The sequence below is a fragment of the Oxalicibacterium flavum genome, from assembly GCF_014635065.1.
GTDB classification, from domain to species: domain Bacteria; phylum Pseudomonadota; class Gammaproteobacteria; order Burkholderiales; family Burkholderiaceae_D; genus Oxalicibacterium; species Oxalicibacterium flavum.
This window is the reverse complement of sequence record NZ_BMCG01000002.1, coordinates 706517-719479: the sequence shown is the minus strand read 5'-3', so window position 1 is coordinate 719479 and position 12963 is coordinate 706517. Positions and strand designations below refer to the sequence as shown.

Below are 12963 nucleotides of genomic sequence, written 5' to 3'. Positions count from 1 at the left end.
GAGGACATCCATCGATGCCGCATCCGTCTCCGCATCTGTCTCCGCATCCGTCTCTGAACCCGTCCGCGATTCCGCTGGCCGCCCGTCTCGAGCGCATCGCGCCGTTCCACGTAATGGAACTTGCCAAGCGCGCCGCCGAACTCGAGGCGCAGGGGCGGCACCTCATCCACATGGGCATCGGCGAGCCCGACTTCACGGCGCCGCAGCCGGTGCTGGACGCCGCCGCGCGTGCGATGGCGGACGGCCGCCTGCAATACACCTCGGCCACCGGCCTGCCGGCGCTGCGCGAGGCGATCGCCCGGCATTACCTCGATACCTACGGCGTCGCGGTCGCGCCGTCGCGCATCGTCGTCACCGCCGGCGCATCGGCCGCGCTGCTGCTGGCGTGCGCCGCGCTGATCGAGCGCGATGCCGAAGTCCTGATGTCCGACCCGTCCTATCCGTGCAACCGCCATTTCATCGCCGCCTTCGAAGGACGGGCGACCATGATCCCCTGCGGTCCGGCGCAGCGCTTCCAGTTGTCGGCCGAGATGGTGCGCGCACACTGGTCGCCGCAGACGCGCGGCGTGCTGCTGGCGTCGCCGTCCAATCCGACCGGCACCTCGATCGCACCCGACGAGCTGCGCGGCATCGTGGCGGCGGTGCGCGAGCGGGGCGGATTTGCGATCGTCGATGAAATCTACAACGGCCTGCGCTACGACGGCGCGCCGTCCTCGGCGGTGGCGCTGGGCGAGGACGTGCTGGTCGTCAACAGCTTTTCCAAGTACTTCAACATGACCGGCTGGCGCCTGGGCTGGCTGGTGGTGCCCGAAGCCCTGGTGGCGCCGGTCGAAAAGCTGGCACAGAACCTCTTCATCTGCGCCTCCAGCCTGGCGCAGCATGCGGCGCTGGCCTGCTTCACGCCGCAGGCGCAGGCGATCTACGAGGAGCGCCGGCAGGAAATGCGGCGCAGGCGCGACTACATCGTGCCGGCGCTGGAATCGCTCGGCTTTCGCGTGCCGGTGATGCCGGATGGTGCCTTCTATATATATGCGGATTGTTCGGCGCTGTCGGATGATGCCGATCGCCTGAGCCGCGATCTGCTGGAGCAGGCGGGCGTGGTGATGGTGCCGGGGCTGGATTTCGGCGTGGCGGAGCCACGGCGCTATCTGCGCATCTCGTATGCGACCTCCATCGAGAACCTGCGCGAGGCGGTGGCGCGCATACGCCGATTTCTTGCCGTTTCGGCATGAGAAGCAGGTCTTGCGTCGAGCAGTCCGGCCGATCTGTCGTGGTGCCGATCGGGCAATAAAAAAAGGAGCCATGTGGCTCCTTTTGTTTTTCTGTGCGGTATTTTTACAGCGCGGTCAGATTGTCCGACAGTTTTTCCTTCTTGCCCAGGTCTTCGACGGCACCGCCGGTGCTGACCATTTCCGGCTGCTTCTGCTCGGTCGCATTCGGGATCGGTTGCGGTTTCGGCGCGGCGCGGCTGGCCATGGCGGCATAGACCGAGACGCGCTTGCCGTTGGCAACGGCCTTCAGGCGATCGTATTCGCCGAGCACCTTGGCGCCGTAGCCGGCATCGTCAGCCATGGCGGCTGCGCCCACGTAACGCTTGAGGCCGGCCTCGACCGAGCCGCCGCGCGTCACGTATTCCTTCAGGATCAGCGAACCGACGCGGATGTTGGCGACCGGATTCAGTGCCGCCTGCGTACCGCCCATCTCGGCGAACTTGTCGTGATGGACCTTGGACATGACCTGCATCAGGCCCTGCGCGCCGACCGGGCTTTCGGCGAACGGGTTGAAGCGCGACTCGATCGCCATCACGGCCAGGATCAGCAACGGGTCGAGGTTGATTTCCTGCGCCGTCAGGTAGGCGGCAGAGACCAGCATGTTGGTGGCGTCGTTGGCCACGCGGTAGCGCTTGGAGATCCATTCGGTCACGCGCTTCTGCTGTAGGTCGGTGCCGATCATGGGGCCGGGAGCGACGGCAGCAGCAGGGGCGTTGACTGCTGCCAGGCTTTCGGCGGCGGCTTCCTTCTGAGCGGCCGCCACGGCTTCACCCATCAGGTTGGCCAATGGCGGCATGTCGAGTTCGGCGTCCGGTGCGGTTGACGCGACGGCTTCGCTGAACGGCGACAGCGCCTGCAGTTTATCGGCCATTTCGGGCTTGAAGAAAATGGTGGTCACGATGGCAATGGCGATCAGGCCGAGCATCATGACTGCGTGGCGCGCGGTGGCTGCGGCATGGCCGGCAGCGCTACGCGTCGTGGCGGATTGCGCAATGACCCGCTGGGGAGGCTGGGTGGCGGCTTTGCGCATCGCCTTGGTCATACGATCTAGCATTACTTGCTCCTGGATTAACGCGGCAGGTGAAAGGCTCCACCAGCTTCCGGATGTAGAACCCTGAACATGCCGTGAATCAGAGAAATCGCCTGTCTTCGCCGCGCGGCGGCACAAGACGGGCGTCGGAGTCGATTGCCTGTGGGACATCGCTCCTGCGGTCCATCCCTTGCAAACAACTTGTCGGGAGGAGGTGCTGCGCACCTCGCAAAACGGTGAACATGATGGAGGCCCGATCCTCCGTGAGAGAAGAGTGTTTCTTTTCCGTCCTGTTTGATGTTCAAATACGGGACCTGCTCTTCGAGTTGCGCGAATTGTAGGAGTCCGTTTATATCGAGTCAATACTATAAAAGTAAGTTTCTATAACTTTTGAATCTTATATTTTTGGGGCTTTCTTCCAAAAATCAATGAAATCAATCACTTGGAATTTTTTGTTCATCGATCGGTTCCTGTGGTGAAAAACGCGAAAAAAACATGAAATATTCCGACTTGCGCGACTTCATTTCTCAATTGCAACAGATGGGCGAACTTAAGCGCATAAACGTGCCTGTTTCGCCGCATTTGGAAATGACCGAGATTTGCGACCGTACCTTGCGCGCGCAGGGCCCGGCGCTGCTCTTCGAGCAGCCGACCGGGCAAAAGATTCCCGTGCTCGGCAATCTGTTCGGCACGCCGCGCCGCGTGGCGCTCGGCATGGGTGCCGAGGACGTCGGCGAACTGCGCCGCATCGGCCATGTGCTGGCGACGCTGAAGGAGCCCGAGCCGCCGAAGGGATTCAAGGATGTGCTGGGGATGACCTCCATGGTCAAGGCGCTGTGGGACATGGCGCCCAAGGAGTCGCGCAGCGCGCCATGCCAGGAGATCGTGTGGGAGGGCAATGATGTCGATCTGGCACGTTTGCCGATCCAGCATTGCTGGCCGGGCGACATCGCGCCTCTCATCACCTGGGGTCTCGTCATCACCAAGGGGCCGCACAAGAAGCGCCAGAACCTCGGCATCTATCGCCAGCAGGTCATCGGGCGCAACAAGGTCATCATGCGCTGGCTCGCGCATCGCGGCGGCGCGCTGGATTTCCGCGAGCATGCGATCGTGAGCAAGGGACAGCCGTATCCGGTGGCGGTCGCGCTCGGCGCCGATCCGGCGACCATACTGGGCGCGGTGACACCGGTCCCCGACAGCCTGTCCGAATACCAGTTCGCCGGCCTGCTGCGCGGCAGCCGCACCGAGCTGGTCAAGGCGATCGGCAGCGAACTGCGCGTGCCGGCTTCGGCCGAGATCGTGCTGGAAGGGCACATCTACCCGGACCAGTCGCATCCGTCCGGCTACGAGCATGCGATCGAGGGACCCTACGGCGACCACACCGGCTATTACAACGAGCAGGACAGCTTCCCGGTTTTCACCATCGACCGCATCACGATGCGGCGCGATCCGATCTATCACTCCACCTATACCGGCAAGCCGCCGGACGAGCCGGCCGTGCTCGGCGTGGCGCTCAACGAAGTGTTCATCCCGCTGCTGCAGAAGCAGTTTTCGGAGATCACCGACTTCTACCTGCCGCCCGAGGGTTGCAGTTATCGCATGGCGGTGGTGCAGATGAAGAAGTCGTATGCCGGCCATGCCAAGCGCGTGATGTTCGGCGTCTGGAGCTTTTTGCGGCAGTTCATGTATACGAAGTTCATCGTGGTGGTCGACGAGGACGTCAACATCCGCGACTGGAAGGAAGTCATCTGGGCCATCACCACGCGTGTCGATCCGCTGCGCGACACCACGCTGGTCGATAACACGCCGATCGATTACCTGGATTTCGCCTCGCCGATCAGCGGCCTCGGCAGCAAGATGGGCATAGACGCCACCAACAAGTGGCCGGGCGAGACCAGCCGCGAGTGGGGCACGCCGATCGTGATGAGCGACGAGGTGCGCAAGCGCGTGGATGCGATCTGGCAAGACCTGGGAATCTGACGAGAGAAGCGCGTGCGGCCGGCCGGCTTCTGGCGGGCTTTTGATGCGGCCGGTCCGAATTCCGGCGCGCGCGACCGGCATTGCTGGTAGAATGTCGGTCGGCGGGCCCCTGCGCATTGTGGCATGGTCAACCTGGTCAGGTCGGGAACGAAGCAGCCACAGCCATTTCCCGCAAGTGCCGCAGACAAGGCTCGCCTCTTCTCATTCGTTGTTCATTTGTCTCTGACTGTCGCGATCGCATTTCTTATATGGATATGCGCTTTTCCTCCCGCGACAGACCCCTCCCCGGATTTTTTTCGTTTGCTGCGGATTTTTGCGCTGCATGTTGCAGTCCATCATCACCGTGCGTGCTAAGCTTCGCGGCTAGACGCTTTCCTTGCGGTTGATCACGATCCGGTCGATGGTGCCGGCTTTTCCGCCGCTTCCATCCTTTCGGCATCATGCAACGAACAAGCAAACACATCCTGATCGGCATCGGTGTTCTGGCGGTCGGCGCGATCGGGTACTTTCAGTTTTTCCACACATCCAAGGCGCCGAGTCGGCAGGCCAGTGCACAGATCGTGCGTACCGCGCTGGCCGAGCAGAAGGACATTTCCCTGACCGCGCAGGCCAACGGCTACGTCAGTCCGATCACGCTGGTCGAGGTGCGGCCCAAGGTGCAGAACATCGTGCGTACCGTGCACGTGAAGGAAGGGCAGTTCGTCAAGGCCGGGCAATTGCTGTTCACGCTGGACGAACGCAACGACCAGTCCAATCTGGCCCGTTCCCGCGCCGAACTGGCGGCGGCCCAGGCCGATCTGGCCGATGCCGAACTGACGCTCAAGCGCAACCAGGATCTGGCGCAGAAGAATTTCGTCTCGCAGGCGGTGGTCGACACCTCGCGCACGCGCGTCGAATCGCTGCGCAACACGATCAAGGCCAACCAGGCGGCCGCGCAGTCGAGCGCCATCCTGCTCGGCGACAACCGCATCACGGCCAGCATCGACGGCCGGCTCGGCATCATCAACGTGTTTCCGGGCAGCCTGGCGCAGCCGGCCGGCGATCCGATGGTGACCATCACGCAACTCGATCCGATTGCCATCACGTTTTCACTGCCCGAGCGTGAACTGATGAACGTGGTCGGCACCTATCCGAATGCCGATGCGCCGGTCACCGCGCAACTGCCGGGGCAACCGCCGCTGCAGGGCCGGCTGATGTTCATCGACAACACCACCGATGCGCAGAGCGGCACCATCCGCATGAAGGCGCGTTTCGACAACAAGGATCACAAGCTGTGGCCCGGCGGCTTCGTCAACGTCAGCATGGTGACGCGGCACGTCAGCAACGCGGTGACGGTGCCGGCGCAGGCGGTGGTGACGGGACCGGTCGAGAAATTCATCTATGTCGTACAGCCTGACGATACGGTCATCGACCGCAAGATCGAGGTGCTGGCGATCGAGAACGGGCAGGCCGTGATCACCGGCATTGCCGGCGGCACGCGCGTGGTGATCGAGGGTGCGCAGAACCTGCGGCCCGGCAGCAAGGTCAAGGAAAGCAGCACCAAATCCGAACCTGCCGCCAATGTCATGCCGGCCGACGATGCCTGACGCGGTGCCGGGAATCCATCCGTGAATATTTCCGAACTCTGCATACGCCGGCCGGTCATGACCGTGCTGCTGTCGATCGCGATCGTCGTGATCGGCGCCTATTCCTATGTGCAGTTGCCGATCGCCGCGCTGCCCAGCTATGACACGCCGGTCATCAACGTGACCGGCGCATTGCCCGGCGCCAGTCCCGAGGTGATGGCGTCGTCGGTCGCGCTGCCGCTCGAGAAGCAGTTCTCGACCATCGCCGGCCTGTCGACCATCAGTTCCAGCAGCACGCTCGGCAATACCTCGATCGTGCTGGAATTCGAGCAGGACCGCGACATCGATGCCGCCGCGGTCGACGTGCAGGCAGCCCTGCTGCGCGCGCAGCGCAGCCTGCCGATCGAGATGACGGCGCTGCCGGCCTATCGCAAGGTCAACCCGGCCGATCAGGCGATCCTGCTGCTGGCGCTGACCTCGCCGTCGATGCCGCTGTCCGAGCTCAACGACTATGCCGAAAACCTGATCTCGCCGTCGCTCTCGACGATCAACGGCGTGGCGCAGGTACAGGTCTATGGCCAGCGCCGCTACGCGGTGCGCGTCAAGGTCAAGCCGGACGAACTTGCCGCGCGCAACATGACGATGGACGAACTGGCGCAGGTGATCCGCGCCGCCAACGTCAATTCGCCGGTCGGCGTGCTCGATGGCGAACGCCAGACGTTGACCTTGCAGGCCAACAGGCAACTGCGCAACGCGGCCGCCTTCGCCAACATCGTCGTCGCCAGCAACAACGGCCAGACCGTGCGCCTGTCCGACGTGGCCGAGGTGACCGACAGCGTGGAGTCGACCAAGAGCGGCAGCTGGGCCAACGGCAAGCCGTCCATCGTGCTGGCAGTGCAGCGCCAGCCGAACGCCAATACGGTGGCGGTGGTCGATGAGGTCAAGGCGCAATTGCCGCTGTTCCGCGAACAGATGCCGGCCTCGATCGACGTGCAGGTCCTCAACGACCGCTCGGTCTCGATCCGCGAGGCGATTCACGACGTGCACTTCACACTGCTGCTGACGATTGCGCTGGTGGTGATGGTGATCTTCCTGTTCCTCAAGCGCTTCACGGCGACCCTGATTCCGGTGCTGTCGCTGCCGATCTCGCTGATCGGCAGCGCGGCGCTCATGTACTGGGCCGGCTTCAGTCTCGACAACGTGTCGCTGCTCGGCATCACGATCGCGGTCGGCCTGGTGGTGGACGATGCGATCGTCATGCTGGAGAACATCGTGCGCCACATCGAGAACGGCATGGAGCCGCTGGCTGCTGCGCTCAAGGGTTCGCGCGAGGTCGGCTTCACCATCATCTCGATCTCGATCTCGCTGGTGGCGGTGTTCATCCCGATCTTCTTCATGCCGGGCGTGATCGGCCTGCTGTTCTACGAGTTCGCGGCGGTGGTGTCGCTGGCGGTGATGGTGTCGGCGCTGATGTCGTTGACGCTGGTGCCGATGATGTGCAGCCGCTACCTCAAGCCCGAAAGGGAGGAACACGAGCGCAAGGAACCCTGGATCAGTCGCCAGTTCGAGCGCGGCTTCGACCGCGTGCTGGATGGTTACACGCGCGGCCTCGACTGGGCGCTCGCGCATCGCGCCATCATCCTGCTGCTGGCGGCGCTGACCTTCGCGCTCACGGCCTGGCTGTTCGTCACGATTCCCAAGGGTTTCTTCCCGAGCGAGGACATCGGCCAGATCAGCGTCACCGTCGAAGGTCCGGAAGATGCCTCGTACCCGACCATGGTCAAGCTGATGACGCAGGCGTCCGAGATCATCCGCGCCAACCCGAACGTGGAGACCGGCACCGTGCGCACGCGCGACAGCAACGTCGGCAACATGTTCATCGGCCTCAAGCCGCGCAGCGAGCGCGAACCGATGCACGAGGTGCTGCGGCAACTGCGCCAGAGCGTGCGCGAGGTACCGGGTTTGAACGTGTTCATGATGCCTGTGCAGAACCTGCGGCTCGGCGGGCGCCAGAGCAAGAGCCAGTTCCAGTTCGTGATGCAGAGCGTGCACCCGGACGAACTCAACGCATGGGCCGAGACCATGATGGCGCGCATGCGTGCCGATCATTCCTTCATCGACGTCACCAGCGATTCGCAGCTGAAGGGCCTGCAGGCCGAGATCGAGATCGACCGCGACCGCGCCAACGAGGCCGGCATCGAAATCCAGGACATCCGCACCGCGCTCTACAGCACCTTCGGCGATCGCCAGATTTCGACCATCTATACCAGCGCCAACAGCTATTACGTGATCCTGCAGGACAGCAACGTCGGCCGCCAGGACGAGTCCGACTTGGCCAAGGTCTACCTGCGCAACAAGCAGGGCGCGCTGGTGCCGCTGCTGAGCGTGGCGAGCGTCAAGCGTACCGCCGGGCCGATCGCGGTCAATCACCAGGGACAGTTGCAGGCGGTGACGATCTCGTTCAACCTCGCGCCCGGCGTGCCGCTCGGCGACGCCACCGCCAACGTCGATCGCATCAAGGCCGAGATCGATCTGCCGCAAAGCATCATCACGAACTACGCCGGCGACGCCGCCGTGTTCCAGGCCTCGCAGGGCAACCAGATCGCGCTGCTGGTGCTGGCGGTGGTGGTGATCTACATCCTGCTCGGCGTGCTGTACGAAAGCTACATTCATCCGATCACGATCCTGGCCGGCTTGCCGTCGGCCGTGGTCGGCGCCTTGCTGACGCTGCGCATCTTCAACGTCGAACTGACGATGATCGCCATCATCGGCATCCTGCTGCTGATCGGGCTGGTCAAGAAGAACGCGATCATGATGATCGACTTTGCGCTGGCGGCGCAGCGCGAGGAGGGCAAGTCGCCGGCCGAGGCGATCCGCACCGCCTGTATCCTGCGTTTCCGTCCGATCATGATGACCACGCTGGCGGCGGCGATGGGCGCGATGCCGATCGCGCTTGGCATCGGCGCCGGCGCCGAGCTGCGTCAGCCGCTGGGTCTGGCCGTGGTCGGCGGGCTGATGGTGTCGCAGGTCATCACGCTGTTCATCACGCCGGTGATTTATCTGCTGCTCGACCGCTACAGCGGCGACGGTCCGTTGCAGATCACGCCCGAGCAGGAAGCGGCAGCGCGCTAGTCTCGGATTTGTTGCAGCCTCATGCCGGCCACGCGCGCTGCAGGATTTGCGCGTGTAGCCGCCCGTCATGCGCAGCCAGCTTGCCGCCGACTGTTTCACTCAAGGTGCCGCTCATTGTGCCAAAGACACGCCCGCCATTGGCATCGATGCGGCTGGCGATGAAGGCTTCAGCATGGGCGGCCGGTGCGTGTTGCAGCATCAGGCAGCCTTGCGCTGCCAGCACCAGTTGTTGCGCGATGCGGCGCGCCTGCGATTCGAGCTGCGGCGGCGGCAGGCGCAAGCTTTCGCGCAAGCCGTCGAGCAATGTGCGCAAGCCCGCATGCGCGGCGGCGATACGGTCGAGATCCTGCAGCAGCAGGATCAGGCCTTCCGGTTCGCGCGCGATGGCGCGCAGCACATCCAGGCACATCACGTTGCCCGAGCCTTCCCAGATCGAGTTGACCGGCGCCTCGCGCAGCAGGCGCGCCATCGGTGCTTCCTCCACGTAGCCGTTGCCGCCCCAGACTTCCATGCATTCGCCGCAGAATTCGATGGCGCGCTTGCAGACCCAGAACTTGGCGGCCGGCGTGACGATGCGCTGCCACGCGCGTTCGAGCGCGCCGTCCTGCTGCTGCAATTGATCCGCCGCGCGCGCCAGGCGCATCATCAGCAGCATGGCTGCCTCGCTTTCCAGTGCCAGATCGGCCAGCACGTTCTGCATCAGCGGCTGCTCGGCCAGCAGGCGGCCGAAGGCGCTGCGGTGGCGCGCGTGATGGATGGCCTGCACCAGCGCATGTCGCATCAGGCCGGCGCTGCCGACCACGCAGTCGAGCCGCGTGCGGTTCGCCATCTCGATGATGGTGGCGACGCCGCGTCCCTCGTCGCCGACCATTACGCCCCAGGCATCCTGGAACTCGACCTCGCCGCTGGCGTTGGAGCGGTTGCCGAGCTTGTCCTTCAGGCGCTGGATGCGGATCGCGTTGCGCTGGCCGTCGGGCCGCCAGCGCGGCACGAAGAAGCACGACAGCCCGCCGGCCGCCTGTGCCAGCACCAGGTGCGCATCGCAGCTCGGCACCGAGAAGAACCATTTGTGGCCGGTCAGCAGGTAAGGTTGGCCGCGCCCCTCGTCGCCCAATGCTTCGGCGCGCGTGGTGTTGCCGCGCACGTCGGAGCCGCCCTGTTTCTCGGTCATGCCCATGCCGATCATGATCGAGCGCTTCTGCGCGATCGGCAGGTCGCGCCCATCGTGTTCGCGCGAGAACAGCTTGTCGGCGAGGCCGGCGAACAGCGCCGGTTCCTGCCGCAGCAGCGGAATCGCCGCATGCGTCATGGTGATCGGGCACAGCGAACCGGATTCCAACTGCGCCTGCAGGTAGTAGCCGGCGGTGCGCGCCGCATGCACGCCGGGCCGTGCTTCGGCCCACGGCAGCGCCTGCAGGTTGCGCTTGCGCTGCAGCGTCAGCAGTTGATGCCAGGCCGCGTGAAATTCGACGCTGTCGATGCGACGGCCGACGCGGTCGTGCGTGTGCAGCTGCGGCGGGTGACGATTGGCCAGCGCTGCCAGTTCGCGCAGCGCCCGGCTGCCGAGTTCGGCGCCGCTTTCGCACAGGTCGGCCTCGTGCCAGCCCGCGTCGCGCCGCACGGCTTCCTGCAGCGCGGGATCGGTGGCGAACAGGTTGCAGTCGGGAAGGTCGGGAACCTGATTGGCGATCTCGTGGGTGGACCAGGGCATGGCGATCCTTTCGGTGGAAGGCGGCGAGCGCGGCTTTCCGTGTTGTAGCGCAGATCGGGCGGAATTGCCAGTTCGGCGCGGACGGCCGGCCTGCGGCGCCGCAATCGCGCGACTCTGCAAATCCGGTGCGGGTGTCGGGTAAAATGCGGGTTGCTTTCAATCGCGAACGGCCGCCATGTCCTATCAGGTTCTTGCACGCAAATATCGTCCGAAGAGTTTCGACACGCTGGTCGGGCAGGAACACGTCGTGCGCGCGCTCACGCATGCGCTGGACAACGGCCGCCTGCATCACGCCTACCTGTTCACGGGTACGCGCGGCGTCGGCAAGACCACGCTGTCGCGCATCCTCGCCAAGTCATTCAACTGTACCGGCGCCGACGGCAACGGCAGCATCACGGCGTCGCCATGCGGCGTGTGCGAGGCCTGCACCGCGATCGATGCCGGCCGCTTCGTCGATTACATCGAGATGGACGCGGCCTCCAATCGCGGTGTCGATGAAATGGCGCAGCTGCTCGAGCAGGCGATCTACGCACCGTCCAATGCGCGCTTCAAGGTCTATATGATCGACGAGGTGCACATGCTGACCAACCACGCCTTCAACTCCATGCTGAAGACGCTGGAAGAACCGCCCGAGCACGTCAAGTTCATCCTCGCCACCACCGATCCGCAGAAGATTCCGGTCACCGTGCTGTCGCGCTGCCTGCAGTTCAATCTCAAGCAGATGCCGCCGGGTCACATCGTCTCGCACCTCGAAAACATCCTGGGCCAGGAGAGCATCGAATTCGAAACGCCGGCGCTGCGGCTGCTGGCGCAGGGCGCGCACGGTTCGATGCGCGATGCGCTGTCGCTGACCGACCAGGCGATCGCCTACGCGGCCGGCAAGGTCACGCTGGAAGCGGTGCAGGGCATGCTGGGCGCACTCGACCAGTCCTTCCTCGTGCGCATCCTCGACGCGCTGGCGGCCAAGGACGGCGCCGGCCTGCTGGCAGTGGCCGACGAGATGGCCGCGCGCAGCCTGTCCTACAACGCAGCGCTGCAGGATCTGGGTTCCCTGCTGCATCGCGTGGCGCTCGCGCAGAGCGTGCCGGCGGCGGTGCCCGAGGACCTGCCGGAGCGCGAGGACATCCTGCGCCTGGCCGGCCTGTTCGACGCCGAAGAGATTCAACTGTTCTACCAGATCGCGGTACATGGCCGCAACGAACTGGGCCTGGCGCCCGACGAGTACGCGGGCTTTTCGATGACGCTGCTGCGCATGCTGGCGTTCCGTCCCGGCTTCGGTCCGGGCGAGGGACGCGGCCTGCCGCCGGCTGTCTCCGCGCCGGCCTCTGCGGCGCCGGCACGCCCCGCGGCGAGTCCGGCGCCCGCGGCGCAAGCCAGCCAGGCGGTACCGCCTGCCGCCGCGCGCCTGAGTGCAGCGCCGCAGGTTTCCACTGCCAGCGCGCCGGTACCGCGTGCGGGCGTGAGCCCGGCCAAGGCCGCGCTCGAAGCAGCGCGTGCCGGCCTCAAGGGCGGGGCGTCGGCACCGCGTGCACCGGCTTCGGTGCCTGCTCCGATGGCGGCACAGGCCGCGTCGCCGGCTCCCGCAGCCGTGCCGGCTGCGCCTGTTTCTCCTGCACCTGCCAGCGCGCGTCCGCCTGCATCCTTCGACGACGGCCCGCCGATGGACCTGCCCGATCTGCCGCCGGCGCCGCCGTGGGATGACGGTGCCGACATGGCGCCTGCCTACGGCGGCCGCGACCAGGCCTTCGATACGCCATCCGTGCAAGAAAAAACGCAAGCCGCTTCCGCATCCGCCATGCAGTCGGCGCCCGTGCAGCAGGCTGCGCCGGCCGACCCGCCGCGTCCGTTCCGCCTGTTGCCGGTCGAGGGTTTGGCATGGGACGGCAACTGGCCGGTGCTCGCCGCCGCCTTGCCGGTGCGCGGCGTGGCGCAGCAGCTCGCGCACCAGAGCGAACTGATGGCAGCGGGCCGCGACGGCAACGCGATCAGGTTCGAACTGCAGGTCCAGGTCGAGACGCTGCTGGCGGCCGGCAGCGTCGAGAAGCTGACGACCGCGCTTTCCGAGCATTTCGGCCAGCCGGTGCGCGTCGAGCCCAAACTCGGCCCGGCGCAGCACACGGCCAATGCGGCCGCGCTCGCGGATCGCGCCGAACGCCAGCGCGAGGCCGAGCAATCGATCCAGAACGATCCCTTCGTGCAGAAGCTGATGCGCGAGCTCGGCGCGACCATCGTGCCGGGCTCGGTGCGGCCGGTCTGAGCGCGCAGGATTTCCAT

The 12963-nt window shown here is 65.2% G+C and carries 7 protein-coding genes and 1 other RNA gene; 6 read left to right on the top strand and 2 right to left on the bottom strand.

The window, feature by feature from the left end; genetic code table 11:
• Nucleotides 1-14: 14 nt before the first annotated feature.
• Nucleotides 15-1232, top strand: coding sequence for a pyridoxal phosphate-dependent aminotransferase (locus IEV38_RS06885; protein ID WP_188395410.1), 1218 nt, complete (start codon nt 15-17; stop codon nt 1230-1232).
• Between the two features lie 103 nt (nt 1233-1335).
• On the opposite strand, the gene IEV38_RS06880 is transcribed toward IEV38_RS06885, so the two are convergent.
• Nucleotides 1336-2325: a transglycosylase SLT domain-containing protein gene (locus IEV38_RS06880; protein WP_188395409.1), complete on the bottom strand. Its 990-nt coding sequence runs from the start codon at nt 2323-2325 to the stop codon at nt 1336-1338.
• A gap of 471 nt (nt 2326-2796) precedes the next feature.
• Here IEV38_RS06880 and ubiD point away from each other — a divergent pair, with 471 nt between their 5' ends.
• The 4 genes from ubiD to IEV38_RS06860 all read left to right on the top strand — a co-directional run bounded on the left by ubiD (nt 2797) and on the right by IEV38_RS06860 (nt 8978).
• Entirely contained in the window at nt 2797-4281 is a 1485-nt protein-coding gene (gene ubiD, locus IEV38_RS06875; protein ID WP_188395408.1) for a 4-hydroxy-3-polyprenylbenzoate decarboxylase, read from the top strand.
• 100 nt (nt 4282-4381) lie between these two features.
• An RNA gene (gene ffs, locus IEV38_RS06870) (signal recognition particle sRNA small type) lies at nt 4382-4480 on the top strand.
• 241 nt (nt 4481-4721) lie between these two features.
• The gene (locus tag IEV38_RS06865) at nt 4722-5867 is read left to right on the top strand and encodes an efflux RND transporter periplasmic adaptor subunit (protein WP_188395407.1); all 1146 of its coding nucleotides are present in this window, start codon (nt 4722-4724) and stop codon (nt 5865-5867) included.
• A 21-nt stretch (nt 5868-5888) separates the two neighbouring features.
• A complete protein-coding gene (locus tag IEV38_RS06860) occupies nt 5889-8978 on the top strand; it encodes an efflux RND transporter permease subunit (RefSeq protein WP_188395406.1) in 3090 nt (1029 codons plus the stop codon).
• Between the two features lie 19 nt (nt 8979-8997).
• On the opposite strand, the gene IEV38_RS06855 is transcribed toward IEV38_RS06860, so the two are convergent.
• A complete protein-coding gene (locus tag IEV38_RS06855; RefSeq protein WP_188395405.1) occupies nt 8998-10689 on the bottom strand; it encodes an isovaleryl-CoA dehydrogenase in 1692 nt (563 codons plus the stop codon).
• Nucleotides 10690-10864: 175 nt separating this feature from the next.
• Here IEV38_RS06855 and IEV38_RS06850 point away from each other — a divergent pair, with 175 nt between their 5' ends.
• A complete protein-coding gene (locus IEV38_RS06850; RefSeq protein ID WP_188395404.1) occupies nt 10865-12946 on the top strand; it encodes a DNA polymerase III subunit gamma/tau in 2082 nt (693 codons plus the stop codon).
• Nucleotides 12947-12963 lie beyond the last annotated feature (17 nt).